At 59.5% G+C, this 25,437-nt stretch carries 27 protein-coding genes and 1 tRNA gene; 11 read left to right on the forward strand and 17 right to left on the reverse strand.

Annotated features, from left to right (window positions below; genetic code table 11):
- Positions 1-36: 36 nt before the first annotated feature.
- Positions 37-735 (reverse strand): DNA/RNA nuclease SfsA, encoded by a 699-nt coding sequence (sfsA, locus tag Q0864_RS09685; RefSeq protein WP_298568616.1) that lies wholly within the window; start codon positions 733-735, stop codon positions 37-39.
- A gap of 38 nt (positions 736-773) precedes the next feature.
- On the opposite strand from sfsA, the gene Q0864_RS09690 reads away from it, so the two are divergent.
- The 4 genes from Q0864_RS09690 to Q0864_RS09705 are packed head-to-tail and all read left to right on the forward strand — an operon-like array spanning position 774 to position 3,754.
- Complete coding sequence (locus Q0864_RS09690) at positions 774-1,502, forward strand: molybdopterin-binding protein (RefSeq protein WP_298568619.1); 729 nt, start codon at positions 774-776, stop codon at positions 1,500-1,502.
- A complete protein-coding gene (locus tag Q0864_RS09695) occupies positions 1,499-2,236 on the forward strand; it encodes a GNAT family N-acetyltransferase (RefSeq protein ID WP_298568622.1) in 738 nt (245 codons plus the stop codon). The genes Q0864_RS09690 and Q0864_RS09695 overlap by 4 nt, the downstream gene beginning before the upstream one ends.
- A 4-nt stretch (positions 2,237-2,240) precedes the next feature.
- Positions 2,241-2,816 (forward strand): peroxidase-related enzyme, encoded by a 576-nt coding sequence (locus tag Q0864_RS09700; RefSeq protein ID WP_298568623.1) that lies wholly within the window; start codon positions 2,241-2,243, stop codon positions 2,814-2,816.
- A gap of 35 nt (positions 2,817-2,851) precedes the next feature.
- The gene (locus tag Q0864_RS09705; protein WP_298568625.1) at positions 2,852-3,754 is read left to right on the forward strand and encodes an OmpA family protein; all 903 of its coding nucleotides are present in this window, start codon (positions 2,852-2,854) and stop codon (positions 3,752-3,754) included.
- A 78-nt stretch (positions 3,755-3,832) separates the two neighbouring features.
- Here the strand turns inward: Q0864_RS09705 and Q0864_RS09710 are convergent, their stop codons facing one another.
- The 7 genes from Q0864_RS09710 to Q0864_RS09740 all read right to left on the reverse strand — a co-directional run bounded on the left by Q0864_RS09710 (position 3,833) and on the right by Q0864_RS09740 (position 10,452).
- Positions 3,833-4,738 carry a LysR family transcriptional regulator gene (locus tag Q0864_RS09710; RefSeq protein ID WP_298568627.1) on the reverse strand — a complete coding sequence of 302 codons (906 nt, stop codon included), beginning with the start codon at positions 4,736-4,738 and terminating at the stop codon, positions 3,833-3,835.
- Positions 4,739-4,871: 133 nt separating this feature from the next.
- Positions 4,872-5,792 (reverse strand): AEC family transporter, encoded by a 921-nt coding sequence (locus Q0864_RS09715; RefSeq protein WP_298568630.1) that lies wholly within the window; start codon positions 5,790-5,792, stop codon positions 4,872-4,874.
- Positions 5,793-5,830: 38 nt separating this feature from the next.
- On the reverse strand, positions 5,831-7,858 hold the full coding sequence (locus Q0864_RS09720) for an NADPH-dependent 2,4-dienoyl-CoA reductase (RefSeq protein WP_298568633.1): 2,028 nt from the start codon (positions 7,856-7,858) through the stop codon (positions 5,831-5,833).
- 76 nt (positions 7,859-7,934) lie between these two features.
- Positions 7,935-8,426 carry a DUF523 domain-containing protein gene (locus tag Q0864_RS09725; protein ID WP_298568636.1) on the reverse strand — a complete coding sequence of 164 codons (492 nt, stop codon included), beginning with the start codon at positions 8,424-8,426 and terminating at the stop codon, positions 7,935-7,937.
- Between the two features lie 3 nt (positions 8,427-8,429).
- Positions 8,430-8,810, reverse strand: a complete 381-nt coding sequence (locus tag Q0864_RS09730; RefSeq protein ID WP_298568638.1) for a hypothetical protein — start codon at positions 8,808-8,810, stop codon at positions 8,430-8,432.
- Positions 8,811-8,839: 29 nt separating this feature from the next.
- Positions 8,840-9,613 carry a DUF6478 family protein gene (locus Q0864_RS09735; protein ID WP_298568640.1) on the reverse strand — a complete coding sequence of 258 codons (774 nt, stop codon included), beginning with the start codon at positions 9,611-9,613 and terminating at the stop codon, positions 8,840-8,842.
- A 119-nt stretch (positions 9,614-9,732) separates the two neighbouring features.
- A complete protein-coding gene (locus Q0864_RS09740; RefSeq protein ID WP_298568643.1) occupies positions 9,733-10,452 on the reverse strand; it encodes a hypothetical protein in 720 nt (239 codons plus the stop codon).
- Between the two features lie 231 nt (positions 10,453-10,683).
- Between Q0864_RS09740 and Q0864_RS09745 the strand changes: the two genes are divergently transcribed.
- The 3 genes from Q0864_RS09745 to Q0864_RS09755 are packed head-to-tail and all read left to right on the forward strand — an operon-like array spanning position 10,684 to position 13,928.
- Complete coding sequence (locus Q0864_RS09745; protein ID WP_298568646.1) at positions 10,684-11,631, forward strand: type II CAAX endopeptidase family protein; 948 nt, start codon at positions 10,684-10,686, stop codon at positions 11,629-11,631.
- 30 nt (positions 11,632-11,661) lie between these two features.
- Entirely contained in the window at positions 11,662-12,657 is a 996-nt protein-coding gene (accD, locus tag Q0864_RS09750; RefSeq protein WP_298568650.1) for an acetyl-CoA carboxylase, carboxyltransferase subunit beta, read from the forward strand.
- Complete coding sequence (locus Q0864_RS09755; RefSeq protein WP_298568653.1) at positions 12,654-13,928, forward strand: folylpolyglutamate synthase/dihydrofolate synthase family protein; 1,275 nt, start codon at positions 12,654-12,656, stop codon at positions 13,926-13,928. Before accD ends, Q0864_RS09755 begins: the two co-directional genes overlap by 4 nt.
- Before the next feature lie 445 nt (positions 13,929-14,373).
- On the opposite strand, the gene zapE is transcribed toward Q0864_RS09755, so the two are convergent.
- A complete protein-coding gene (gene zapE, locus Q0864_RS09760) occupies positions 14,374-15,456 on the reverse strand; it encodes a cell division protein ZapE (protein WP_298568656.1) in 1,083 nt (360 codons plus the stop codon).
- A 98-nt stretch (positions 15,457-15,554) separates the two neighbouring features.
- Here zapE and Q0864_RS09765 point away from each other — a divergent pair, with 98 nt between their 5' ends.
- Complete coding sequence (locus Q0864_RS09765; RefSeq protein WP_298568659.1) at positions 15,555-16,796, forward strand: MFS transporter; 1,242 nt, start codon at positions 15,555-15,557, stop codon at positions 16,794-16,796.
- On the opposite strand, the gene Q0864_RS09770 is transcribed toward Q0864_RS09765, so the two are convergent.
- On the reverse strand, positions 16,793-17,251 hold the full coding sequence (locus Q0864_RS09770) for an Lrp/AsnC family transcriptional regulator (protein ID WP_248368520.1): 459 nt from the start codon (positions 17,249-17,251) through the stop codon (positions 16,793-16,795). The genes Q0864_RS09765 and Q0864_RS09770 overlap by 4 nt on opposite strands.
- A gap of 163 nt (positions 17,252-17,414) precedes the next feature.
- On the opposite strand from Q0864_RS09770, the gene ald reads away from it, so the two are divergent.
- Positions 17,415-18,533 carry an alanine dehydrogenase gene (ald, locus tag Q0864_RS09775; RefSeq protein ID WP_248368517.1) on the forward strand — a complete coding sequence of 373 codons (1,119 nt, stop codon included), beginning with the start codon at positions 17,415-17,417 and terminating at the stop codon, positions 18,531-18,533.
- Positions 18,534-18,617: 84 nt separating this feature from the next.
- Positions 18,618-19,028 carry a DUF1801 domain-containing protein gene (locus tag Q0864_RS09780; RefSeq protein ID WP_298568672.1) on the forward strand — a complete coding sequence of 137 codons (411 nt, stop codon included), beginning with the start codon at positions 18,618-18,620 and terminating at the stop codon, positions 19,026-19,028.
- A gap of 81 nt (positions 19,029-19,109) precedes the next feature.
- Here the strand turns inward: Q0864_RS09780 and Q0864_RS09785 are convergent.
- The 7 genes from Q0864_RS09785 to pheS all read right to left on the reverse strand — a co-directional run bounded on the left by Q0864_RS09785 (position 19,110) and on the right by pheS (position 24,679).
- Positions 19,110-19,186, reverse strand: a tRNA-Met gene (locus tag Q0864_RS09785).
- 141 nt (positions 19,187-19,327) lie between these two features.
- Complete coding sequence (gene mscL, locus Q0864_RS09790; RefSeq protein WP_298568675.1) at positions 19,328-19,756, reverse strand: large conductance mechanosensitive channel protein MscL; 429 nt, start codon at positions 19,754-19,756, stop codon at positions 19,328-19,330.
- Between the two features lie 134 nt (positions 19,757-19,890).
- Positions 19,891-20,340, reverse strand: a complete 450-nt coding sequence (locus Q0864_RS09795; protein ID WP_248368509.1) for a YtoQ family protein — start codon at positions 20,338-20,340, stop codon at positions 19,891-19,893.
- Between the two features lie 47 nt (positions 20,341-20,387).
- A complete protein-coding gene (gene pheT, locus Q0864_RS09800; RefSeq protein WP_298568680.1) occupies positions 20,388-22,784 on the reverse strand; it encodes a phenylalanine--tRNA ligase subunit beta in 2,397 nt (798 codons plus the stop codon).
- On the reverse strand, positions 22,781-23,227 hold the full coding sequence (locus Q0864_RS09805) for an ASCH domain-containing protein (RefSeq protein WP_298568683.1): 447 nt from the start codon (positions 23,225-23,227) through the stop codon (positions 22,781-22,783). The genes pheT and Q0864_RS09805 overlap by 4 nt, the downstream gene beginning before the upstream one ends.
- A gap of 31 nt (positions 23,228-23,258) precedes the next feature.
- On the reverse strand, positions 23,259-23,609 hold the full coding sequence (locus tag Q0864_RS09810; protein ID WP_298568686.1) for a DUF2513 domain-containing protein: 351 nt from the start codon (positions 23,607-23,609) through the stop codon (positions 23,259-23,261).
- Complete coding sequence (gene pheS / locus Q0864_RS09815; protein ID WP_298568688.1) at positions 23,606-24,679, reverse strand: phenylalanine--tRNA ligase subunit alpha; 1,074 nt, start codon at positions 24,677-24,679, stop codon at positions 23,606-23,608. The genes Q0864_RS09810 and pheS overlap by 4 nt, the downstream gene beginning before the upstream one ends.
- A 160-nt stretch (positions 24,680-24,839) precedes the next feature.
- On the opposite strand from pheS, the gene Q0864_RS09820 reads away from it, so the two are divergent.
- Positions 24,840-25,346 (forward strand): GNAT family N-acetyltransferase, encoded by a 507-nt coding sequence (locus tag Q0864_RS09820; protein WP_298568691.1) that lies wholly within the window; start codon positions 24,840-24,842, stop codon positions 25,344-25,346.
- Positions 25,347-25,437: the final 91 nt, after the last annotated feature.

Here is a 25,437-nt window from a genome sequence, read left to right on the forward strand (position 1 = left end):
GGGTTGGTCCTCTTGCTTCGCCCATAAATAGGATGTTCAGGCCAAAGACGCCAGAGGGGCCGCGACATGGATGCCATCGGGGCTGATCTGTGTGCCCAGCACGATGACGTCGACCCCGGCGGCGCGCGCGTCAACAAACGCAGCGGCATAGGTCGGGTCAATGTCACGCGCCAGATCGAACCGGTCACAATCCGTGCGCTGCACGAGGTAGAGCATCACTGCGCGATGCCCCTGCCCGACCACTTTCGCAAGCTCGCCCAGATGCTTGGTGCCGCGGGCGGTCACGCTGTCGGGAAACTCGGCCAAGCCGGGCTGGCGGGACAGGGTCACTGATTTCACCTCGACATAGGTCAGGCCATCACCTTTCAACAGAAAGTCGATGCGGCTGTTTTCGCCGTATTTCACCTCGGCCCGGACCGTATGATAATCGCCCAAGCCAGCGACCGAACGTGCCTCTAGCGCCGCGCGCAAAGCGCGGTTCGGCACCGAGGTATCAACGCCGGTGAAATGCCCGTTTTCATGGTCGACCAACCGCCAGCCAAACTTCAGCTTTTTTTTAGGGTCGTCATTCGGCTCCAGCCAGATTTTCATACCCGGCTCAGCCAACCCCATCATCGAACCGGGATTGGCGCAATGGGCCGTCACGTCGCGACCATCTGCCAACGTGCAATCGGCAAGAAACCGTTTGTAGCGGCGAATGAGCTTTGCGGGCACAAGAGGGCTGGGAAATTGCATGTCTCAGGCCTATACCGGAAGGAGGAAAGGAACAACCTATGGCCAACCCGACAGCCGCCATGTTGGTAATCGGAGACGAGATCTTGTCCGGCAGGACACGGGACGCAAACATGCACCATCTCGCCTGCAAATTGACCGACCATGGTATTGACCTGAAAGAAGCGCGTGTGGTGTCAGATGACGCCCAAGCGATTGAGGCTGCGGTAAAAGCACTGTCCCTTGCGTATGACCATGTTTTCACTTCGGGCGGAATCGGTCCGACACATGACGACATCACCGCCGATTGCATTGCCCGTGCGTTCGGCGATCACATCGACATTCGTGAAGATGCCCGCGCATTGCTGGCCGCACATTACGCGCGACAAGGGCAGGAATTCAACGCAGCAAGGCAGCGCATGGCACGCATCCCAGACCGTGCGACATTGATCGACAACCCGGTATCGGTCGCGCCAGGGTTCACGCTTGAGAACGTCCATGTGATGGCGGGTGTGCCGTCTGTCTTCAAGGCGATGGTCGACAGCGTATTGCCGGGGCTAACCGGCGGCGCGCCGCTTCTGTCACGCTCGATCAGAATCGAACGTGGCGAAGGTGAGATTGCGGGACCGCTGGGTCAGGTTGTCGAAGATTTTGCAGACCTCAGCTTTGGGTCATATCCCTTCATACAGAACGGTGTTTTCGGGGCGAATATCGTTATTCGCGGGACCGACACCGACAGAATTCATTCCGCCGCGCAAACCTTGTCTCGGCTATTTACGGAGGACACATGAAACACGACCTGCCAAATGCCGTAGCGATCATCGAGGCCAGCGAAGCAACATGGCCGCCGGCCGAAACAAAACGGGTGGGGGCATGGATCATTCGTGATGGCGCGGGCGGCGGCAAACGCGTGTCAGCGGCCACTGAAAACTGGCCGACCACCGAAGCTGATCTGCCCGCCGCTGAAAAAGCGATGCGTGAATTGGGCATGGACCCGCTGTTTCAAATCCGCATTGGCGACGAACACCTTGATGATATGTTGGAAAAACACGGATACCAGATTGTTGACCCGGTGAATATTTGGGTCATCGAGGTCGCAGAACTGACAAAAGACGCGCTGCCGCCTGTCTCGGCGTTTTCGATCTGGCCGACATTGTCCATCATGCACGAATTGTGGGACGCCGGGGGCATCGGCAAAGAACGTCGCGCCGTGATGGAGCGGGCGACCTGTCCAAAAACCGGCCTTTTGGCGCGCACCGATGACACCCCATCCGGCGTTGGCTATGTTGGGCTGCACGATGACATTGCTGTGGTGCACGCCTTGCATGTCGACAAAGGGTTGCGTCGGCAGGGCACAGGTCAAAACCTGCTGAAGCAAGCGGCCATCTGGGCGAAGGACCAAGGCGCGAAATATCTGGCCCTGATTGTTACACAGGGCAACCACGCTGCAAATCCGCTCTATACCAATCTTGGGATGCACATTGTCGGGCACTATCATTACCGGATCAAGAAATCGCAGGGGTAAAGACATGGCACATAAGAACAATGGTGTGACGGACCTGAACCTGCCGATGGTTGATCCGCTTCCCGCAGACATTCAGAAGTATTTCGACATCTGTGACGAAAAACTGGGCCTCGTGCCGAACGTGCTGAAAGCCTATGCGTTCGACATGGAAAAGCTGCGCGCGTTTTCAGCCATGTATAACGAATTGATGATGGGTGACAGCGGCCTGTCCAAGCTGGAGCGAGAGATGATTGCTGTCGTCGTCAGCTCGATCAACCGGTGCTGGTATTGCCAGGTGGCCCACGGCGCAGCGGTTCGCGAACTGTCCGGCAACCCCCAGCTTGGCGAAGCGATGGTGATGAACTGGCGCATGGCCAAACTGGATGCTCGCCAGCACGCCATGCTGCTGTTTGCCGAGAAAATAACCAAAGCTTCCGCCGAAACAGAGGAAGCCGATCGCGACGCCCTCCGCAGCGTAGGGTTCACGGATCGCGACATCTGGGACATTGCCGCAACTGTCGGTTTCTTTTCCATGTCGAACCGCATGGCATCTGCGGTCGGAATGAAACCCAATGATGCCTACCATGCGTCGCACAGATGAACACAGTCGTCGGTCTTGTCCGGGCAGCGCTTTGTATGCTCGTCCTCAGTTTGATGGTTGCACCCGCGTCGGCGTTTGACCTGCCAGCCGGTGCGGTTCAGCAAGCCAGTGAACAGACGCCTAATGGGCGGGTCGGTCTTGCCACTGCGCGCTTTGACGGGCGAACCGTTCCGGCCCGCGCCGTTGAAGGGCAGGTGACGTGGCAGGCCTGGAAGATACCGGGCACAAGCCAGGGCAGCTTTCAGGTTCTCACCGACCTGCGCGATCAGTTGATACAGGACGGATACGAGATCCTTTTCCAGTGTCAGGCGGTGGCCTGTGGCGGCTATGATTTCCGCTTTGAGGTTGGCCACTTCAAAGCCCCCGACATGTATGTGGACCTCGGCGATTTTCACTATATCAGCGCGCACAAATCGGACCATCACATCGGCCTTCTTGTCAGCAGGTCCAGCGCGGCAGCCTTTGTCGAAATGGTTCAGGTCGCACCTGCGGGAAGCCCTGTCACGCCGGTCGCCGCGCAAACGGGCCGGCCTGTCTCGACGGGAGTGGCCCCGCTTTCTGGCACACTTGCCAGCGCGCTTGAGGCGACCGGTCGCGCTGTTCTTGCCGGTGTGGACTTCGCGACGGGGTCATCGCAACTCACCAATAGCGAGGTCACCGCGCTTGCGGAACTGGCCACCTATCTGACCCAGGACACCTCTCGCAGGGTCATGCTCGTCGGTCACACTGACGCCGAAGGAGGGCTTGAGGGAAATGTCGCGCTGTCGCGAAAACGCGCAAATTCGGTCATGACGCAACTGGTCGACTTCTATGGTGTTGACCGGACCCAGGTTTCTGCACAAGGCGTTGGTTTCCTTGCGCCTTTGGCCTCCAACCTTACCCCGGAAGGGCGAGAACAAAACCGGCGCGTAGAGGCCGTTTTGATCAACACTGACTGACCCAAAATGAAAAAGCACGGCAAAGGGAGCCATCCCTGCCGCGCTTTTTTGGTGTCCCCGATCGTGAGGGGAACACGCTTACCAGTTGTCTGGGCCTTTGTCCGCGAAGACGTGGACAAGAAAGTCGATAAACGCACGCACTTTGGGCTGGGTAAAGCGCCCTGGCGGATAAACGGCGTAAATTCCCTGTGTGTCCGCCGGAAGATCCGGGATTGCGTCCACGACCAAGCCTTGCTCCAATGCATCCGCGTAAAGGAAGCTGGGCAGATACGCGATTCCAAGTCCCGAAATGGCGGCGTTCAAAAGGGATTGCCCGTCATTAACACTGAGCCACCCCGCCGAACGTACCTGACGCATTTCGCCAGACGGCGCGGGGATCTTCCAAACATTGCCCGAGCTTTGGCTCGAATAATGCAGAAGCTTGTGTTCGTTCAGATCGTCGATGCGGCCCGGGCGGCCGTATTTCTCGAAATAGGCGGGGCTGCCAACCATGCGGCGCGTCGTGGTTGATATCTTGCGGGCTCGCAACGAGCTGTCTTCCAGTTCTCCGACACGGATGGCCATGTCGAACCCTTCGGAAATCAACTCGACGTAGCGATTGGCGAGTTCCATGTTCACATTCACATCAGGGAAATCGCTCAGGAACTCCCCCAGAACCGGGCTAAGGTGGTTCACGCCAAAATCCGTCGCTACCGATATGCGCAAAAGACCCGATGGTGCAGATTGCATCGAAGTCACCAGCGCATCGGCTTCGCCCGCGTCATTCAAAACACGGCGGGCACGGTCATAATAGGCCAGTCCAATTTCGGTCGGGCTGACACGGCGTGTCGTGCGGTTCAAAAGCCGTGCGCCAAGCCGTGCTTCAAGGCTTGATACATGCTTTGACACTGCCGACTTGGATATCCCCATCTTCTTGGCAGCGTCCGTAAATCCACCTTGGTCCACCACGGTGGCAAAGGCTTCCATTTCGGTCAGTCGATCCATCTTTACTCTTTCCACAATCATCGCCCCAGTGGGAGACTGTATCCATGCGAATTGGGGCAAGACTGTGAAGAGCAGCCGACAATACAAGGGTATTTCAGCGGATCGTTTTGGACTTGGAAACGACGAATCGGGGCTATCTTGTTGAAAAGACAAGCTCGGCAATTGTGATCCACAAAGGCAGGCTGAGTGCTGACAACAGCGTCGTTTGGGCGATCAGCGTCGCGACCAGTTGTCGATCTGCGCCAAATGCAGAGGCTAGGACATGCGCCGCTGATGCCGTTGGCAGGGCGGCAAAGACCACCAGAACCGACGCAATTGCCGGATCAAGGCCAAACCCGACACCAACGCCCAGCGCGAACATGGGGAGTGCCAAAAGCTTGATCACACAGATGGCACCGTTGAAGCGGTCTAGTCGCGCTAGTGCCCCCCAATTCATCGTCGCGCCAATGGACAACAGCGCGATCGGGATTGCCGCGCGCGCCAACATCTCAACCGGCGCCATGATCGGGGTGGGCAAACGCCAGCCCATCAGGCCGAACACCACGCCGCCAAGACTTGCCAGCAGGAACGGGTTCAGGGCGATTTTCGCCACCGTTGCCCCTAGGCCCAGTGCACCGCCGCGTGACAGGGCAGATACGGCGAACAGGTTTGCCACGGGCACCCCCATGCCGACGGCCACAGCCATTTCGCCAGCGCCGCCATGGGTCAGCAGCTCAACCGCGACCAGACCAAGGGCTGTGTTGAAGCGCCAGCCAACCTGCCAAGCACCCGCGAAATCCAGAAACCGGTCGGGCCCGACATGGCGAACCAGCCAACCAAGCCCCAAACCGACCGAGAGGGTCGCCCACACCACCGGGGCCATGATCACCAGCTTTTCAATCTCGATAGGGCGGCTGGCGGCGGCAACAAAAAGAAGCGCGGGGAACAGGATCTCGAAGTTCAGGCGGTCCAGCCCCTGCCACGCGTTCACCGACAAGCGGTTGCGCAACAGCCCACCCAGCCCGACCAGAAGAAAGACGGGCATAAGTCCGGTAAAGACGGCGATGAAAACCATGTGACCTCCGCGGCGCTACCCCGGATCACATGATCAGATCAGAGCGAGGCCGCCAAGCGCGATCCTTGGTCGATGGCGCGTTTGGCGTCAAGCTCCGCGGCCACATCCGCGCCGCCAATGACATGAGGTGTCATACCACGCGCCTCTAGCGCGTCCGCCAAGCTGCGGTCGCTGACTTGGCCTGCGCAAAGGATGACGTTGTCGACTTCGATCACGCGCGGATCTTCGCGCGCCTCGCCGGTCGAGACCATCAGCCCTTCATCGGTGATGCGCTCGTAATTCACGCCGCCCACCATCTCGACCCCTTTCATCTTCAGGGTCGCGCGGTGAATCCAGCCGGTCGTTTTGCCCAGCCCCTTGCCCAGCGCTTTGGCCTTGCGCTGCATCAGGGTGACGTGGCGTGCGGGCGCTTCGGGTTTCGGACCATCGGGTGACAGCCCACCCCGCGCTTTGGCCGGATCGGCCACGCCCCATTCGGCGAGCCATTCTTCAAGGTTTTCGGTCGGGCTTTCGCCCGCTTGCGTCAGAAACTCGGCCACGTCGAACCCAATGCCGCCCGCGCCGATAATGGCCACGCGGTCGCCCACCGGCACCTCGTGGCGCAGCACGTCGATATAGGACAGGACGTTGTCAGACCCCTGCCCGTCGATCCCCGGATCGCGTGGGATAACACCGGTGGCAATGATCACCTCGTCAAACCCATCAAGGTCATCCGCCGTGACCTCTTTGCCCAGTTGCAGGTCGATGTCCGAGGCCGCGACCATCCGGTCATACCAATCGACCAGTCCGATGAATTCTTCTTTGCCGGGGATCTTCTTGGCCATGTTCAACTGACCACCCACCTGATCGGCCCGATCAAACAGCGTGACCTTGTGGCCGCGTTCGTCTGCCACCAGCGCGGTGGACAGACCCGCGGGGCCAGCGCCCACGATGGCGATGGATTTGGGCGTGTCGGTCATGTCATAGCGCAGCTCGGTCTCGTAACAGGCGCGCGGGTTCACAAGGCAGGTCGAGATCTTGCCGCCGAACGTATGGTCCAGACAGGCTTGGTTGCATGCGATGCAAGGCGCGATATCGCCTGCGCGCCCTTCGGCGGCCTTCGCCACAAAGTCCGGGTCGGCAAGGAAAGGCCGTGCCATCGACACCATGTCAGCTGCGCCGCCCGCCAGAACCTCTTCGGCCACGTCGGGGTGGTTGATCCGGTTTGACGTGATGATCGGCAGCGACACTTGCCCCATCAGCTTTTTCGTCACCCACGTAAAGGCCGCGCGCGGGACCGAGGTCGCGATGGTCGGAATGCGTGCCTCGTGCCAGCCGATGCCTGTGTTGATAATGGTGGCGCCCGCTTTCTCGATCTCTTTCGCCAGTTGCACGACCTCGTCGAAGGTCGAGCCATTGGGCACAAGGTCGATCATCGACAGGCGATAGATGATGATGAACTCAGGTCCGACGGCTGCGCGCACGGCTTTCACAACCTCGATGGGCAAGCGCATCCGATTTTCGTACGATCCGCCCCAACGGTCTTGGCGTTTGTTGGTGTGGGTGACAAGGAACTGGTTCAGGAAATAGCCTTCCGACCCCATAACCTCGACCCCGTCATAACCTGCCTCTTGCGCGCGGGCGGCGGCGGTGGCGAAATCGGCGATCTGTTTCTGGATGCCGTCTTCGTCCAGCTCTTTCGGCGGGAAAGGCGAGATTGGGGATTTGATCGCACTGGCCGACACACAATCGGGACCGTAGGCATAGCGCCCCGCGTGCAGAATCTGCATCGCAATTTTGCCGCCTTCTGAATGCACGCGGTCGGTGACGATGCGGTGATTGGCGATGTCTTCGTCGGTGTAAAGACCTGCTGCGCCGGGATACACACCGCCTTCGGGGTTCGGGGCCATACCGCCGGTCACGATCAACGCCGCCCCACCACGGGCGCGTTCGGCATAGAACTCGGCCACGCGCGGCCAGTCGCCACGTTCCTCAAGCCCGGTGTGCATGGAGCCCATCAGCATGCGGTTCTTCAGGGTGGTGAAGCCCAGATCAAGGGGGGCGAGAAGGGTCGGATAGCTGGTCATGCGGGCGGTCTCCTGTGGTGTCGGGCAAATCTGGACGAGCGGCTTTGCGCTGTCACCCCAAACGCTGCGTAACGCGTCAGACTTTCGGCGGAAAACTCGTGGCGAGGGCGTCAAAGTCATCAGGGCCGTAGACCGTCACCCCGGCCGCCCGCAACGCCGCAGTGGTCACGCCCATCCCGACCCGCTTTTTGCCATCGTGATCACCGCTATAGATCAGCGACGAACCGCACGAGGGGCTGGCTTCCGTCAACAGCGCGTGACTGCAACCGTGGGCGCGTGCGCACTCAACCGCGCTTTGGGCACCTGCCACGAAAGCTGCGGTGACATCACCGCCCTTGGCGTCGATCACCCGCGCGCGACTGGCCAGAACGTCATCGCCGTTGCACCCGGGCTGTATCTCTGAAGGAAGTCGGGGCACTGCCAGCCCACCTGCAAGTTCCGGGCAGAACGGCACTAAAAGGCCCAGCCGATCCCAACGGGACAAAGTGGCATTCAGCAGGGTCTTGGACTGGCCGTCGTAACGCACATTCTGCCCCATCAGACAGGCGCTAACGAGCAGCCGGGCCAACGTCTAGCCCGCCTCCATGCAATGGCGTCGAAAGGCGCGTTTCAGCATATCAAGCTCGGCGCGTAGCAGGTCCAATTCGGCACGAATGTCGTCGTCCAGCGGCTGCCCGGTCACGATCGAGAAGCTTTCAAGCTGTTCGCCACTGTCCTTATCCGAAATTACAAAAGTCTGCACGCCGTCGCACAGAAGATCGGCCGGAATTGGCACCTTCACAACGAACTGGTCCGCCTGATCCGGGTGGGTCGTCACGCTAACCCCATCAACGGGTTGCGTCAGGTGCGTGACGGAAAGCTGCGGTGGCGCTTCGCTTTTGTCATCGGTGGTCAGAACGCCTTCCCAGACACCTGCCTGAATGCGCGCCTTGGCCAGTTGAAGCTTTGCCATTTTCCCCTCCTTACCGGGTCAGTGCGTGCTCAGACTTCGGCCCGGGGCCGACGGCTGAAATTAACATCGCGCAGGGTCACCTGGCTCATCTCGGGGTTCTCGAACACCAGATCGGCCCAAATGCGATCAACGCGCTTTTCGTTCATTTTGGTGTAGGCCAGGTCGAATTCGACAACCACTTCGTCCTCACCAAGGGGCAGTTCACGCACAATCTGTTCGGTGTTCGGGCCGTGCTGGACGTTCAGGCGCGCGAAAATCTCGATCGGTTTTTCCAGCTCGACGACAGCCGTCATGCGCACCAGATGGTTGCGCTTCAGCCCATCAACGGCAGAGGGGGGCAGTTCGATCACCAAAGACAGGAAAGAGCCATCAAACCGGAACATATCCATACGCAACCCGAAAGGGGCCAGATCGCTTTCGCGAGTGTTTCTGATCTGGCGCACTGTCAATTCCGAGATGCGGCAATCGTGAAATACCGTAACTTCGTCGCCGAACTGCGCCTTGGTTTCGACCGCTGCCATGCCGGGCGGATTAAGCGGTCCGCGCCAAAGTTGGGGGCGATAGGCCCAGTCCGAATACAAGGGTTTTTGGATGGCGTTGGAGCCAATCAGGGGCAATGTCAGACGGCCATCGGCGATATGCAGAACCCGGTCCAGATGCTGGCGCAACTGGCGAGCGCGCCCGCGCAACACTCTCAGCGTGGCAAGGTCCAGCCCTTCGGCCTTGCGCGCTGTCTGCTGCCAGCGGCGCAGGGCCTGCCGATGAAACAACCGTTCAGAGATATTTGTTACGCGTCGCGCCATCAAAAACGGCCTTCCATCACCAGATTCGTCCAAGCTTCACCGTGCCGCCATACTTAAACCGATTGGTTTCCATTGCGCAAACCTCCACACCGTCTTTTGCGCGTGGCACATTGGTCAGCTTAACCCGCATTGGCGGATCGAATTGCCGCGACAAATGCCCTTAGAATCTTGAAGGCGCTACGGCGGTCCAGTTTCTGGTCCGCAAATGCGGTGACGCTCGCCGTGACCAGCATTCCTTTAAGTTCGAAGAACGACCGCCACGTCGCCTCTGACAACGCGTCAGGCAATCCTGCCGAAGTGTCTTTGATCAGAATATGAAGCGAATCGTCTGCTTCCTTAATCTCCACCAGGGTGACCGTGCTTGCCTCACCTGACCGGCTAAGCGCTGCCAACCCTGCGTCGCTCTCCAGAAAGGCACGTGCGGCGGCCATGCGGCCTGCTGGGTCCGTCGGCAGGCCCGTCGCCTCGATCGGAAGGGGCAGGACGGAAGCAGCCAGAAAGGCGGGTTTCGCGGGAGACGGGTCAGCGGGGTTCTTTGACAGCGCCGCACAAGCACCAAGCGGCACATAGGCGCCGCTGTCTGCGTCCTGCAAGGTGGTGCGGTCAATGCAGAAGCCTTTCGGGCCAGCAATATCGACCGTGCCTGCCATGACCGAGACTTTTTGCAACAAGTCGACACTCGGCGTCGCCCGCCCCGCCGAGAACAGCGGGCTTTTTTCCAGCTCTTTAGGAGTCTTGGCAGCGTCTGCCCCGAAACAGCCGGCCAACACCACAACAGCAGCAAAACCGCCGACCAAGGGCCGCGCGCGTCTAAATCGACCCGACAGGCATATTCCCATAACTCCCCCCAAACCCCGAAGCCTTGCTTCTCAACACTCATCAAAACACATGCAGGTAATAGCGTATGTTGCGGACCGAGTGCAAACACGCCTTTTCATCGCAATGGCGAGATACAGGAATGACAGCGCGCCAGACAAGACCGGGGAACACCCCTGCCATTTTCCCGGTTGTCGTTCGCCGCAGCCACAGCCATCATCAGCGCTAAGCGATCATTCACCGGGGGAGCCTCCTTGTCGCAAGATACCGCAGCCGACCACACCGTGCCCGCCGCAGAGTTCTGGGCGCCAGCCTTCCCGCGTATCCAGATCTGGCGCACATTGCTTGGCTTTATGCTGCTCCATGTGGTGTTTTTTGCTGCGACCTTCGGCATTTTTCTGCTTGGCGCCTATCTGCTTGGCGTTGAGCCATACGAGATTTTGGACGGAGGGTCGCCAGCCAAGGCGGCAACCTTCTTTCTGACGTTTCTGGGGTATCATCTTGGACTGTGGATCACTTTGAGGCTGCTGCACAAACGCGGGTTCCGATCCTTGTTCGGACCCGCCCAACGCGTCAACTGGAGCCACTTTCGCAAGGGTCTGGTGGTTGCCATCGGCATCAGCCTTGCCGCCATCGCCGTGCAACTTCTAGACCCGCTGATCATGGAGCAAAACAGCGCCGCCGAAGTGCGTCAGGCGATGCCATTGCGAACATGGGGTCTGTTGATTGCACCTGCCCTTGTGCTGGTCTTGGTTCAGATTTTTGCCGAGGAGTTGGTCTTTCGTGGCTATGTGTTGCAGCAATTGCGCGCCCGGTTCCGGTCCGTCTGGGTCTGGGCGATCCTGCCATCGCTGGCTTTTGGCATGCTCCATTTCGACCCCGAAACCTATGGCATCAATGCTGTCTTTTACGTCATCCATACGACGGTGGTCGGCATCGTTCTTGCGCTGGTTACGATCAGGACTGGAAATATCGGGGCGGCCGCCGGTCTGCATTTCGGCAACAACGCCATGCTGATCTTCTCTGGCACCGAGGGAAATCTAGATGGGTTTTCGTTGTTTCTGGCCGAAATGGACCTGAAAAGCAGCTATATGTCATGGTCAATCATGACCCAAACAGCCCTTGTCCTGATTGCGTTTGTCGGCTGGTGGGTGCTGACACAACGCAAGCCGCCAATTGCAAATATGGCAAAGGCGGACTAGTTAGATCGAAACGACCAAGGAAGACAGGCGATGAACTGGATCTCGAATTACGTCCGCCCACGGATCAACTCGCTTTTTTCGCGCCGTGAGGTGCCAGAGAACCTCTGGACCAAATGTCCGGAATGCGGATCGATGCTGTTTCATCGGGAATCTACCGAAAACCTGAACGTCTGCACCAACTGCGACCACCACATGGCGATCACGCCACGCGAAAGGTTTCACGCGCTGTTCGACGGTGGTGTTTTTGCCGAGATTGCCGTGCCCGCGCCGGTCGACGATCCGCTGCACTTCAAGGATCAAAAGAAATACCCTGAACGGATGAAGGCCGCCCGCAAGGACACCGGCGAACGCGAGGCAATGCTTGTTGCCGAAGGCGAAATCGGGCGCACGCCGATCGTTGCCGCCGCGCAGGATTTCAGCTTCATGGCGGGATCGATGGGCATGTATGTCGGCAACGCGATCATCGCCGCCGCCGAACGGGCCGTTGCGGCCAAACGCCCGCTCGTTCTGTTTTCTGCTGCCGGTGGCGCGCGCATGCAGGAAGGCATTCTGAGCCTCATGCAGATGCCACGCACCACCGTTGCGGTGCAGATGCTGAAAGAGGCTGGCCTGCCCTACATCGTCGTGCTGACTCACCCGACGACCGGCGGCGTCACGGCGTCCTATGCCATGCTGGGCGACGTGCATATCGCCGAACCCAACGCGCTGATCTGCTTTGCGGGACCACGGGTCATCGAACAGACCATCCGTGAAAAACTGCCCGACGGGTTCCAGCGGGCCGAATACCTGTTGGATCACGGCATGTTGGACCGTGTGACCCATCGCAAGGACATGAAGCACGAGCTGGTCACGATCTTGCGCATGTTGACCGGTCAAAGCCCCGCGGTGAAGGGTGACTTGCCCAAGCCGGACGATACGGCCAAGTCAGAGACCCCCGCGACGCAAACGGCCAAAGCATCGGCCACAGACACAGACAAAGACACCAAGCAAGCCTCTCCCTCCAAAACCGAGGCACCTAAGGCGTGAGCGCGATCGGTTCGGACGTCATCCTGGATCGGATGATGTCCCTTCACCCGAAGATCATTGATCTGACGCTGGACCGTGTCTGGCGCCTTTTGCATGCGGTCGGCGACCCCCAAGACAAGCTGCCACCTGTCATCCATCTGGCGGGCACCAATGGCAAAGGCTCGACCCAAGCCATGCTGCGGGCGGGGCTTGAGGGGGCAGGCAAGCGCGTGCATGCCTATACCTCGCCGCATCTTGCACGGTTTCATGAGCGCATCCGTCTGGCGGGCGCGTTGATCGACGAGGCCGCGCTGACCGAAGTGCTCGACCGCTGCTATGCTGCCAATGGCGGCGAAACGATCACCTATTTCGAAATCACGACCGTGGCGGCGCTGATGGCGTTTGTGGAAACGCCTGCCGATTTCACCTTGCTGGAAACCGGACTGGGCGGACGGCTGGATGCCACCAATGTGGTAAAGAAGCCCGAGCTTACGATCATCACGCCAATCTCGATCGACCACACGCAGTTTCTGGGCGACACGCTCGCCGCGATTGCGGGGGAAAAGGCGGGGATCCTGAAACGCGGTGTGCCCTGTGTGGTCGGCCCGCAACCCGACGACGCGCTGGAGGTGATCGAGGCACGCGCGGCCAAGCTGGGGTGCCCTCTGTTTGTCCACGGCCAGCACTGGCACATGTGGGAAGAACGCGGGCGGTTCATCTTTCAGGACGAAACCGGTCTTCTGGACCTGCCCATGCCTGCCCTGATCGGCCCGCATCAGTTGGAGAATGCAGGCGCCGCAATTGCTGCGCTGCGTCAACTTGGGTTCGACGAAGTGGCCTGCGGGGCGGCGATGCGTGACGTGACTTGGCCCGCCCGGATGCAGCGGCTGCGCCACGGCCCTCTTGTCGAAGCGGCTGGGAATGCCGAGCTTTGGCTGGATGGAGGTCACAACCCCGCCGCTGGCGAAACGCTTGCCAAAGTGCTTGCTGATCTACCCAACCGGCCAACCCATCTGATCTGTGGCATGCTGAACACCAAGGATATCGCCGGGTATCTGCGCCCCCTTGCAAATGTGGCCGAAAGCCTGACTGCGGTTTCCATTCCCGACGAGGTGAACACCCTTCCCGCCAGCACCACCGCAAGCGAAGCCAGGGGCGTCGGTTTGCCTGCATCCGAGGCGCCTTCGGTGCTGGACGCGGTGCGCGCCCTCACGAACGATGCGCCGGGCTGCCGTATCCTGATTTGCGGATCGCTGTATCTGGCAGGGAATGTGTTGAAGTCCAACGGCTAGGGAAACGGCCAGATTGACATGTTTCTGCTTTTCGTGATCACATATTTTTTTGGTAGGCTCATGTGGTTTGACTTCAGATCACGACTCAACCCCCCGAAAAGAATCAGTTTTTTGGCCCCCACCAAACCATCAAATGATTCGCAGCAAAATGTTGACAAAATAAGCGGTTAGCATCTACATATAGGGTATTCTTCGGGTAAAGTTCACAGCAAGTGGACGGCCTGTCGAGCAGTACATATGACCGGGGAGGCTCTTGGTTCGACTGTCATCAAAACCGGTGAGTTTGTTTGTGATCACAAATAAGCTCGGACGGCAGAAAGCGACGAGACCTTCCCCGCCATGCCTTTTCAGAGCATACGACATTCCGGCGCAAGCCGCGTCACGGCGCGCGCAAAGTTTGGCAGGCAGGTAACAACCTGAGGGGTCGCCAAAGGGCGGCCCCGTCCTATTGCGTCCCCCAGTCCTTGTCCTGCATTTCACGCAGTCGGCTGGCGGTGCGTTCAAATTCAAACGACCCTTCGCCTTCGACATACAGCATTTCAGGCTGGGCCGCGGCCGATGCGATCAGCCTGACCTTCGCCTCATAAAGTGCGTCGATCAGAGTTACGAACCGCTTCGCCTCGTTGAAATTCGACCGGCTTAGGCGCGGGATATCTTCCAGCACCAAAAGCTTCACCGCGTTGGCAATGGTCAAATAATCCCCTGGCCCCAGCATCGCGCCACACAGGTCATGGAACCCGGCCCTTGCCGCCCCATTGCGATAGGCGGGCAGGACGACATCGCGCCCTTTGACGGTCAGGGTCAAAGGCTCGGCGTCACCTCCGGTCAGGTCACGCCAGATCGCGTCGATGGCCTTGCGCGCTTCGGCACCGGCGGGGGTGAAATACACTTGTTCACCCGCCAGACGGTCCTGCCGATAATCATTCGGGCTGACCAGTTCATGCACCACCATCTGATCCTTGATCAGGGCGATGAAGGGCAGGAACAACTGTCGGTTCAGCCCATCCTTATACAGTTCGTCCGGGTGCCGGTTCGAGGTCGTGACCACCACGACGCCCGCATCAAACAGCTTTTCAAACAGGCGCCCCACAAGCATTGCGTCCGTGATGTCGGTGATCTGCATCTCATCAAACGCAAACAAGCGCACGTCCGATACGATTTTCGCGGCCACCGGGGCCAGCGGATCATCCACACCGGTTTTGCGCGCGGCGGCCATGCCCTCGTGCACCTCTTGCATGAAGGCGTGAAAATGGACGCGACGCTTGGCGGATATTTCAAGGCTGTCCACGAACAGGTCCATCAGCATGGATTTACCGCGCCCGACGCCCCCCCACAGATACAGCCCTTGCGGTACGTCTTCTGGCTTGGCATGAAACAGCCCGCCCAGAATGCCCCGCTTGCGCGTGGGGGCGGCCTCCAGATGGGCGCGAATATCCTCTAACGCGGGCAAGCATGCCTCTTGCGCCGGGTCGCGGGTGATTTCGCCCTTCTGGGCGAGTGTCTCGTATATCTCGATCAGGCTTGCCATAGCCGAGGAATAAGACGCTTCCAGCCATAAGGAAAGATGAAGTCGCGGATCATAAACGAAGAATTGACCAAGTGGTCGATTTCGCTAAACGTGCACGGATGAATGAGACACGCGCGCGCCTTATCACGCCCGTCCTTGTGGCAGGCTGTTTGATCATCCTTGTCAGCTTCGCGATCCGCGCGAGCTTTGGCGTGTTTCAGATCCCGATTGCGACCGAGTTCAACTGGCCGCGTGCCGAGTTCTCGTTGGCGATTGCCATCCAGAACCTTGCATGGGGGATCGGGCAGCCGATCTTTGGGGCTATCGCTGAAAAAGTCGGAGACCACAAAGCCATCATCATGGGGGCGCTGATCTATGCGGTGGGGCTGGTGGCGTCGTCCTATGCGGTCACACCAGAAGCGCACCAACTGTTAGAAATCGCCGTGGGCTTCGGCATCGCCGGCACGGGCTTCGGCGTGATTCTGGCCGTTGTTGGGCGGGCGGCCAGCGATGACAACCGGTCTATGTCGCTGGCCATCGCGACTGCTGCGGGGTCGGCAGGTCAGGTGTTCGGCGCACCGCTGGCGGAATACCTGCTGGGCTTCATGTCGTGGCAGAACGTATTTGTCATCTTCGCCGCCGCGATCCTTGCAACGCTGGCGCTGCTTCCCCTGATGAAGACCGAAACAATCGCGTCGAAAGCCGAACTTGAAGACAGCATGGGTCAGATCCTGACCAAGGCGATGCGCGATCCCAGCTTCGCGCTGATCTTTCTGGGCTTCTTTTCCTGCGGCTATCAGCTGGCCTTCATCACCGCCCACTTTCCCGCCTTCGTGACCGAGATGTGTGGCGCGATTGACCCCTCTGGCACATTGGCGACGATCGGCGTTTCGACCACGTCGGCGCTGGGGGCAATCTCGATCTCCCTGATCGGGTTGGCCAACATCGCGGGCACGCTCTTGGCGGGTTATCTGGGCAAGACCTATTCCAAGAAATACTTGCTGGCAGGGATTTATGCGGCGCGGACAGTGGTCGCCGCACTGTTTATCCTGACGCCGATCACACCGACATCCGTCATCGTATTTTCCATCGCAATGGGGTCGCTGTGGCTGGCCACGGTTCCGCTGACCTCTGGTCTGGTCGCGCATATCTATGGGCTGCGCTATATGGGCACGCTGTATGGGATCGTCTTCTTCTCACACCAGTTGGGCAGCTTCCTGGGTGTTTGGCTGGGCGGGCGGATGTATGACGCGTTCGGCGATTATACCATGGTGTGGTGGATTGGCGTCGGCGTCGGTGCCTTTTCGGCCATCGTCCACTTGCCGGTGAAAGAGCAACCACTGGCCGCGCGCGCGGTCTAAACCGGAAGCGCAGTGGTTTTAAACACGGTGCGCAGCGCGAACGAGCTTTGCATTCCTTGCACCCCCGGAAGCCGCGCCAGATACTGACGGTGAATGCGGGCAAAGTCCTCGGTGTCTTGTGCGACGACCTTCAGAATATAATCCGCCGTCCCGGCCATCAGGTGACATTCCAGCACATCGGGGACCAAGGCGACCTCGCGTTCGAACGCATCCAGCAACTCATCCGCCTGACCAGACAGAGTGATCTCGACAAAAATGGTGGAGGGGCAGCCCATTTTGCGCGCATCCAGCAACGCAACATAATCACGGATATAACCATCGGCCTCGAGCCTTTGCACCCGGCGATGGCAGGCAGAAGGGGAAAGGTTGATCCGCTCGGACAGGTCCGAGTTGGATATCCGGCCCGTGCGTTGCAACACCCCAAGGATGCGACGGTCTATGCTGTCCAGTTCCATTTTCTCACAAACTTCTTGCGCACTTTGGCATCATTGCGGTGATTTATTCGACACTTTCTATCACCTGCGCCACTTCTTTTCAAAGCAATTGCGCAGAGATGCGCGCAAACTTGTCCCCTGAAAGATCGAATTAACCGACGACAGGGAATGAGGAGGATACCCCATGCTGATCGGATGCCCGAAAGAAATCAAACCGCAGGAGTTTCGCGTTGGTCTGACGCCCGCTGCTGCAGGCGAAGCGATTGCACGCGGTCACAGCGTCATCGTCGAGACCAACGCTGGCGTCGGCGCCGGGTTCATGGACGACGACTATGTCGCCGTTGGCGCCACCGTTCTGGATACCGCGAAAGAAGTGTTCGCCAAGGCCGACATGATCGTGAAGGTGAAGGAACCGCAAGCCGTTGAGCGCAAGATGCTGCGCGAAGGGCAGCTTCTGTTCACCTATTTGCACCTGGCCCCGGACCCCGAACAGACCAAAGACCTGCTGGACAGCGGGTGCACCGCGATTGCCTATGAAACCGTGACGGACCGCAGTGGCGGCCTGCCCCTGCTGGCCCCGATGTCCGAGGTTGCTGGTCGCCTGGCGCCGCAAAGCGGGTCTTGGGCGCTGCAAAAGGCCAATGGCGGCAGCGGCGTGCTGATGGGTGGCGTGCCCGGCGTGCGCCCGGCCAACGTGGCCATCATCGGCGGCGGCGTGGTGGGAGCAGCTGCAGCACGTGTCGCTGTCGGCATGGGCGCGAACGTCACCGTGCTGGATCGTTCTGTGCCGCGTCTGTCATATCTGGATGATGTGTTCATGGGGCGGCTGACAACGCAGTATTCCGACATGGCGGCTGTGGCCGAGTTGCTGCCGCGCGTTGATATGGTGGTTGGTGCCGTATTGATCCCCGGCGCAGCAGCGCCCAAGCTGATCAGCCGCGAACAATTGTCCTTGATGAAACCGGGGTCCGTTCTGGTGGATGTTGCCATCGATCAAGGCGGGTGCTTTGAAACGTCAAAGGCCACCACCCATGCCGAACCGATCTACGACGTGGACGGCATTGTGCATTACTGCGTGGCTAACATGCCGGGTGCGGTTGCCCGCACCTCGACCATCGCACTTGGCAACGCCACGATGCCTTTCATGCTGGCACTGGCCGGCAAGGGCTGGAAGCAAGCTTGCAAGGATGACGAACATCTGCTGAACGGGTTGAATGTTCATGCGGGTAAGCTGACCTACGCCGCAGTGGGTGAAGCGCTTGGCATCGACTATATCTCGGCAGAAGATGCGCTGAAGATCTGACGTTTAACCAAGATTTGGAAAAGCCCTGCCATCTGGCGGGGCTTTTTCTTTGACACATGGGCGGCGGGGCAGCACCCTGCCCCTATGGCTGACCCTTCACCTCCTTTCGCAAACGCGGCTGTGGCCGACACGTTTGATAGCTTCCCAACCGACGCGCGAGCGGGGCTTTTGGACTTACGCGACCTGATTTTCAGAACCGCGAAAAAGACCCCCAGTGTTGGACGCATTGAAGAGACGTTGAAGTGGGGCCAACCCGCCTATCTGACACCGGACAGCAAATCCGGCACCACGATCCGCCTGGGCGTCCCAAAATCCGGCGGCTTTGCGTTGTTCGTCCACTGCCAAACGACACTTATGTCAGAATTTCAGACCCTGTTTCCCGACGGTTTCACCTATGAGGGCAACCGCGCCATTCATTTCACGGACGGGCAAGATCTGCCTCATGACACCTTGCGACTGCTGATCAAAAGCGCGCTGACCTATCACTTGAAATGAAGCCCCAAAAACAAAAGAAGCCCCACACAGGGAGGGGCTTCCTTTTGCTGGTTTCCTGCAAACACAGGACCTTGCCGGATGTGGTAGCGTGGGGCGGACTTGAACCGCCGACCCCAGCATTATGAGTGCTGTGCTCTAACCAGCTGAGCTACCACGCCATCTCACATCGGAGGTCCAGATATTCCGGCCCGCCCCCGGTGTCAAACGAAAAACATAGAAATTTCGCGCCCGCGTTGGAAAAAGGCCAAAGAAAAGGGTGCCCGCTTTGAGGCACCCTTCAAACTTGGTCGCTGGCGCGTTTACTTCTTCAACGCGTCGCGGATCTCGACCAGCAGATCGACCTCGGAAGGCCCAGCGGGCGCTTCTTCTGCGGCTTCTTCTTCCTTCGCCGCAGCTTCCTTGGCCTTGTTGACGTAACGCACCAGCATGAACACCACGAAGGCAATAATCAGGAAGTTGATGATCGCCATGATGAACGAGCCGTATGCGAACACAGCGGCACCACTTTCGCGCGCGGCCTCTAGCGAAGCGCCTTCGGCCACGGTGCCGGACAAGGTGGCATACATGTTAGTGAAGTCGATCCCACCCATGAACAGCCCGATGATCGGGTTGATCAGATCAGCCACCAAAGAGCTGACAATGGCAGTGAACGCTGCACCGATAATGATACCAACGGCCATGTCCATGACATTGCCCTTAGCGATAAAGTCTTTGAATTCTTGAAGCATACTGTCCTCACTACACATTGTTCGCCAGCGCGTTTCCACCAGCCTGCGCGAAGCCTAGCGTAAAACATTAATGCTTGCATATTGTTTCGTGGGGAAAAACAGTCTGCTGTTACCCGTAGATTGTTGACGAATGTCTAGCGGCTTATGCTGCCTGTCAGGACATAGCGCAGGATCTCGACCACCTGATGGGGTTCGCGCGCCACGGCAAGCGCTGCGGCGTCCACTTCTTTCAGCGGGTGGTCATGTTCTGGCTGCTGCAAGACGATCAGCGACTTGCCTTTCGCGGCGGCATATCCAGCGTCAAACGCGGCGTTCCACTGGCGGTATTTCTCGCCAAACCGGACGACGACCACGTCGGCATCCTCGATCGCTTTGCGGGTGCGGATCGCATTCACCATCGCTCCCTTGTGGTCGTGCCAATACTTGTTGTCCTCGGCACCCAGAATATCCACGCCGCAATCGTCCGAGGCGTCGTGATCGGTGACGGGCGACGAAAACGTGACATCCAGCCCCTTCGCGCCGTCGATGATTTGCTCGCGCCAATCGGTGTGAATCTCGCCGGACAGGTATACGTTCAGGGTCATGTCATTCCTCCTTGTTGGTGCAGCCCCTTAGGGCCACGCGAGTCAGTTCAGCCGCGCAATGTGCCGCCAGTGGCCTTGCCCACCTTCTCGACGATCTTGGCGCTGACCGCTTCGATGTCCTTGTCGGTCAGGGTCGCGTCACGCGGTTGCAGGCGCACGGTGATGGCGAGGGATTTCTTGCCCTCGCCCAGCGATCCGCCGATAAATTCGTCAAAGACATTCACGTCGACGATCAGCGCCTTGTCGGCCCCGGCGGCGGCGTTCACCAAGTTGATCGCCTCCACGTCGGCATCCACCACGAAGGCGAAGTCGCGCTCGACGGGTTGCAAATCACTGGCCCCCAGCGCGCCGCGCCCTGTGCCTTTGGCTTTCGGGAACGGCACCTTCGCCAGATGCACGGCGAAGGCCACAACGGGGCCTTTTACGTCCATGTCCGCGATGGCTTTCGGATGCAACTCGCCAAACGCGCCAAGGATGTTCTTCGGCCCCAGCCCCAGCTTGGCAGAGCGTCCCGGATGCCACCACGCGTTCATGTCGCGCACATAGGTCAGCTTGGCAGGGGCGCCGATGGCGTTCAGCACCGCCTCTACATCCGCCTTGGCGTCATAGGTATCGACAGGACGGCGCGCGCCGAAACGGTTGCGCGGGCCGGTATGGCCGACGAGGATGCCGGTGACCATTTGCTCGTATTCTTCCGGCTCACCACCGTGGAAGACAGGTCCAACCTCAAACAGCGCCAGATCCATGAAACCACGTGCCTGGTTGCGGGCGGCGGCTTGCAGCAGACCGGGCAGCAGGGATGGGCGCATATGGCTCATCTCGGACGAGATCGGGTTTTGCAACTGCGTCACATCTGCCCCACCGCCAAACCGCTTGGCACTGCCCTCATCAATGAAGCTGTAGGTCACACATTCGTTGTAGCCCAGCGCGGCCACGGTGCGGCGCGCCATGCCTTCACGCTTTTGCAGCGGCGTCAGGATCGCCTTGGGCACGCCAACATGGGCGCGCGGCAGCGGCTTGCCGACCAGCTTGGTCAGGGAGGCGACACGCGCGACCTCTTCCACCAGATCGGCCGAGCCTTGCACGTCGGGGCGCCAGCTTGGCACGTGGGCCATGCCGTCCTTGATGGTGAAGCCCAGCGCGGTCAGCGTCTTGCGCTGTTCATCCGCCGAAATATCCATGCCGACCAGCGATTGCACTCGGTCTGTGTCCAGCTTGAAGGCGCGGCTTGTGTCCGGCACTTCGCCCGCGGTCACCACGTCCGACGGCTCGCCGCCGCAAAGATCAAGGATCATCTGGGTCGCGGCTTCGATCGCCTGCGCGTTATAGGCCGGGTCGATACCGCGTTCGTTGCGATAGCGCGCGTCGGAATTGATCTTCAGCGCACGCCCGGTGCGGGCAATTTGTTTCGTGTCCCAGAACGCGGCCTCTAGAAATACGTTGGTGGTGTCAAAGGTCGCACCGGTGGGCAGACCGCCCATGATGCCGCCGATGGACTCCACACCTTCATTATCCGAAATGATGACCATGCCGGGCGCGAAGGTATATTCCTTCTCGTCCAGCCCCATCAGGGTCTCGCCCCCCTTGGCGCGATGCACGCGCAGGTCGCCTTTGACCTTGTCGGCGTCAAACACGTGAAGCGGGCGGTTCATGTCGTAGGTGAAGAAGTTGGTGATATCGACAAGGGCCGAGATCGGGCGCAGCCCAACCGCTTTCAGACGGGCCTGCAGCCACGCAGGCGACGGGCCGTTCTTCACGCCTTTGATCAGACGCCCCATGAAAACATGCGCATCGTCGCGCGTGTCGTCATCAATGGTCACGTTGATCGGGCTGGGGCCGTTGCCCGCAACCTTGTGCTCTTTCAGAGGCTTCAGCGTCCCAAGACCACGGGCGGCCAAGTCACGCGCAATGCCGCGCACGCCCAACGCGTCGGGACGGTTCGGCGTGATCGCAATTTCGATCACCGGGTCCACCTTGGTCGGGTCGTTGGCGGCCAGCCAGTCGACGAATTTCTCGCCCACTTCGCCCGAAGGCAGCTCGATAATGCCGTCATGCTCGTCCGACAGCTCCAGCTCGCGCTCGGACGCCATCATGCCGTGGCTTTCCACGCCGCGGATTTTACCGACAGAGAGCGTCACGTCGATGCCGGGCACATAGTCGCCGGGCTTGGCGAGGACCACGGTGATCCCCTCGCGCGCATTGGGCGCGCCGCAAACGATTTGCACGTCGCCTTCGTTGGTCTCCACCGTGCAGACTTTCAGACGGTCCGCGTCGGGGTGTTTTTCAGCCGATTTGACCTTGGCGAGCGTGAACGCGCCCAGACGGTCCAAGGGGTTGTAGATACCCTCAACCTCCAGCCCCAGATCGGTGCAGGCGTCCGCGATTTCATCGACCGAGGCCGTGGTGTCGAGGTGATCTTTCAGCCAAGAGAGTGTGAATTTCATGTCTTGTCCTCTGTCTGCATCGCCGGTCGGCTTGCCAAATCTTCAACCACTTCGAAATGTTCGAACAGCAACATCATCTCGGGGTCAAACCCGCCGTTGCGTTCGAAATAGGCCTTGTGGCCGCGCTGCCACCCTTCCAGCGTTTCGCCCTCGGCATGGGCCAATTCCTCGGTGACATCGCAAAACCGGACCTTCTCAACCGACTTGGTGCGGATCACCAGTGCTGGCGTGCCGTCCCAGTTGGCGGCGATATCGCAGCGCCCAACCTTGGGCATCGATTCCGGGTCGTCTGCGAAGTCTCGCAATGCACCCGAGGTCGCATGTTTCTGCCCCGCCCGCACCCGCTTGATCAGCTTGGCCGAAAGCTTGGCGCTGTCGCCGAATTTGAAGGTTCCGGCGCCGGGATAGGTGACTTGGAGGTCTTCGATGTCGTCGTCGCTCATTTGGAAAGCTCCGGTTTGGTGCTGAGTTTCATCAGAGTGTAACTCCCAATTTCGCAGCCACTTCCTGTTTCACGTAGGAAAGCGCTAAGTCTTTCATCATTTGCAACGTCATTCCGCCAACTTCTGCTGCACCACTCTTGGTTTTATTCCAAATGGTATCGTTCCGAATAGCGTCCAAATAATCGTGGCCGGAATTTGTAAGGCGAAAGGTCTGGTCCCCCACCTCAGTCACCATCCCGGCATCGCATAGCAAATTCACATGCCCTAATTTCATTCGGCGTTCTTCAGACATACCTAGTGAGCTTAGAACTGCGACTAGCCAGTCTTTCTGCTCTTCAAATTCGAAGAGTATTTCTCGCAGCATATCATCGTCGCGTTTCACCTACTCAATCCCCCCCGCATCGTCGGGACATCCAACGAGCTGAACCCGTAGTGGCGCAGCCAGCGCAAGTCGCTGTCAAAGAACGCGCGTAGGTCGGGGATGCCGTATTTCAGCATCGCCAGACGGTCGATGCCGAGGCCGAAGGCGAAGCCTTGCCACTTGTCCGGGTCCACGCCCGCCGATTGCAGCACGTGCGGGTGCACCATGCCGGAGCCGAGGATTTCCATCCAGTCGTCGCCCTCGCCCAGTTTCAGGGTGCCACCTTCCCATGAGCAGCGGATGTCGACCTCGGCGGACGGTTCCGTGAAGGGGAAGTGCGAGGCGCGGAAGCGCAGTTCGATCCCGTCGATTTCAAAAAACGCGCGGCAGAATTCTTCCAGCGTCCATTTCAGGTTCGCCATCGAGATGTCTTTGTCGATCGCCAGCCCTTCGACCTGATGGAACATCGGGGTGTGGGTCTGGTCGTAATCGGCGCGGTACACGCGGCCTGGTGCGATCACGCGGATCGGCGCGCCCTGCGCCATCATCGCGCGGATTTGCACCGGGCTGGTATGGGTGCGCAGCACATGCGGCGGACGCTCGTCGCCGTCCGGCATGGTCATATAGAAGGTGTCCATCTCGGTCCGGGTGGGGTGGTCCGCCGGGATGTTCAGGGCGTCGAAGTTATACCAGTCGCTTTCGATCTGCGGGCCTTCGGCAACCGCGAAACCCATGTCGCCAAAGATCGCGCTGATCTCCTCCGTGACCTGCGAAATCGGGTGGATGGTGCCTTGGCGTTGCGGGCGGCCCGGCAGGGTCACGTCCAGCCATTCGGTGCGCAAACGCTCGTCCAGCGCGGCATCAGCCAGCCCGGATTTCTTGGCGGCGATGGCCGAGTTGATCTCGTCCTTCAGCGCGTTCAGCTTGGGGCCAGCGACTTGGCGTTCTTCCGGCGTCATCTTGCCCAGCTCGCGCATTTTCAGGGCGACTTCGCCCTTCTTGCCGACGGCTTGCACGCGGATATCTTCCAGTGTCGCTTCGTCCGCGGCACCGCCGATAGCATCAAGGTATTTCGTTCTAAGCTCGTCCATGTCGGTCCCTTTGCGTCGCACCGCTTCCAGCTAGCGAATGCAGGGCAAAATGGCAAGCGGGCGCGACCCGGATGGCTCGTTCAGCCGCCGACGAAACCGCGAGCCGACTGCAAGCTCACTTTCGCGTATACTTGTCGCACCAAGTTGGGGGAGACACCAAATGCTGAAAATCGAAAGAGCGACATTTCCAAAGGACGCGCAAGTCGTTGCAGACCTGTTTCTTGGGTATATCGACTTCCTTTTCAAACGATCCCCGGAAGAACGCAAGAATATTCTGAAGAAATATGACCCCGAAAAGATTGACGACCTGGTCGAAGGCTTTGCCAAGGACCATGGGCGGCCCAATGGCGAACTTTTGATCGCTTACTTGGACGGAAAACCGATTGGGTGCGGCATGATGCGAGAGATGGAGCCGGGCATCGCAGAGATTCAGCGCGTCTTTGTCACGACAGACGCCAGAGGCTTGGGGGCAGGCAAAGCGATCACACTGGCGCTGATGGACCGGGCGCGGAAAGACGGCAAGACGATTGTCCGCCTTGATACGGGCCGCGCCCTTGTGGAAGCGTCCGGGCTATACGAGGCGTTGGGGTTCGAGGAGAGATCCCCCTACCACCAAGACACACCGTATCTGGATCACTTGATCCGATACTACGAGCGACCGCTGTGATCCGGCTTGCCTGCGCCAGACCAATTGCCAAATGCGCGCGTTGGTCATCTTTCAGACATACAAACAAAAAAGCCGCCGAGTTTCCCCAGCG

It is taken from the genome of uncultured Aliiroseovarius sp., from assembly GCF_947497285.1.
In the GTDB taxonomy this organism is placed as follows: domain Bacteria; phylum Pseudomonadota; class Alphaproteobacteria; order Rhodobacterales; family Rhodobacteraceae; genus Aliiroseovarius.

Coding starts and splice junctions, on each gene's coding strand:
- sfsA (WP_298568616.1), bottom strand. CDS start 735: ATGCAATTTCCCAGCCCTCTTGTGCCCGCAAAGCTCATTCGCCGCTAC.
- Q0864_RS09690 (WP_298568619.1), top strand. CDS start 774: ATGGCCAACCCGACAGCCGCCATGTTGGTAATCGGAGACGAGATCTTG.
- Q0864_RS09695 (WP_298568622.1), top strand. CDS start 1,499: ATGAAACACGACCTGCCAAATGCCGTAGCGATCATCGAGGCCAGCGAA.
- Q0864_RS09700 (WP_298568623.1), top strand. CDS start 2,241: ATGGCACATAAGAACAATGGTGTGACGGACCTGAACCTGCCGATGGTT.
- Q0864_RS09705 (WP_298568625.1), top strand. CDS start 2,852: ATGCTCGTCCTCAGTTTGATGGTTGCACCCGCGTCGGCGTTTGACCTG.
- Q0864_RS09710 (WP_298568627.1), bottom strand. CDS start 4,738: ATGGATCGACTGACCGAAATGGAAGCCTTTGCCACCGTGGTGGACCAA.
- Q0864_RS09715 (WP_298568630.1), bottom strand. CDS start 5,792: ATGGTTTTCATCGCCGTCTTTACCGGACTTATGCCCGTCTTTCTTCTG.
- Q0864_RS09720 (WP_298568633.1), bottom strand. CDS start 7,858: ATGACCAGCTATCCGACCCTTCTCGCCCCCCTTGATCTGGGCTTCACC.
- Q0864_RS09730 (WP_298568638.1), bottom strand. CDS start 8,810: ATGGCAAAGCTTCAACTGGCCAAGGCGCGCATTCAGGCAGGTGTCTGG.
- Q0864_RS09735 (WP_298568640.1), bottom strand. CDS start 9,613: ATGGCGCGACGCGTAACAAATATCTCTGAACGGTTGTTTCATCGGCAG.
- Q0864_RS09740 (WP_298568643.1), bottom strand. CDS start 10,452: ATGGGAATATGCCTGTCGGGTCGATTTAGACGCGCGCGGCCCTTGGTC.
- accD (WP_298568650.1), top strand. CDS start 11,662: ATGAACTGGATCTCGAATTACGTCCGCCCACGGATCAACTCGCTTTTT.
- zapE (WP_298568656.1), bottom strand. CDS start 15,456: ATGGCAAGCCTGATCGAGATATACGAGACACTCGCCCAGAAGGGCGAA.
- Q0864_RS09765 (WP_298568659.1), top strand. CDS start 15,555: ATGAATGAGACACGCGCGCGCCTTATCACGCCCGTCCTTGTGGCAGGC.
- Q0864_RS09770 (WP_248368520.1), bottom strand. CDS start 17,251: ATGGAACTGGACAGCATAGACCGTCGCATCCTTGGGGTGTTGCAACGC.
- ald (WP_248368517.1), top strand. CDS start 17,415: ATGCTGATCGGATGCCCGAAAGAAATCAAACCGCAGGAGTTTCGCGTT.
- Q0864_RS09780 (WP_298568672.1), top strand. CDS start 18,618: ATGGCTGACCCTTCACCTCCTTTCGCAAACGCGGCTGTGGCCGACACG.
- mscL (WP_298568675.1), bottom strand. CDS start 19,756: ATGCTTCAAGAATTCAAAGACTTTATCGCTAAGGGCAATGTCATGGAC.
- Q0864_RS09795 (WP_248368509.1), bottom strand. CDS start 20,340: ATGACCCTGAACGTATACCTGTCCGGCGAGATTCACACCGATTGGCGC.
- pheT (WP_298568680.1), bottom strand. CDS start 22,784: ATGAAATTCACACTCTCTTGGCTGAAAGATCACCTCGACACCACGGCC.
- Q0864_RS09805 (WP_298568683.1), bottom strand. CDS start 23,227: ATGAGCGACGACGACATCGAAGACCTCCAAGTCACCTATCCCGGCGCC.
- pheS (WP_298568688.1), bottom strand. CDS start 24,679: ATGGACGAGCTTAGAACGAAATACCTTGATGCTATCGGCGGTGCCGCG.
- Q0864_RS09820 (WP_298568691.1), top strand. CDS start 24,840: ATGCTGAAAATCGAAAGAGCGACATTTCCAAAGGACGCGCAAGTCGTT.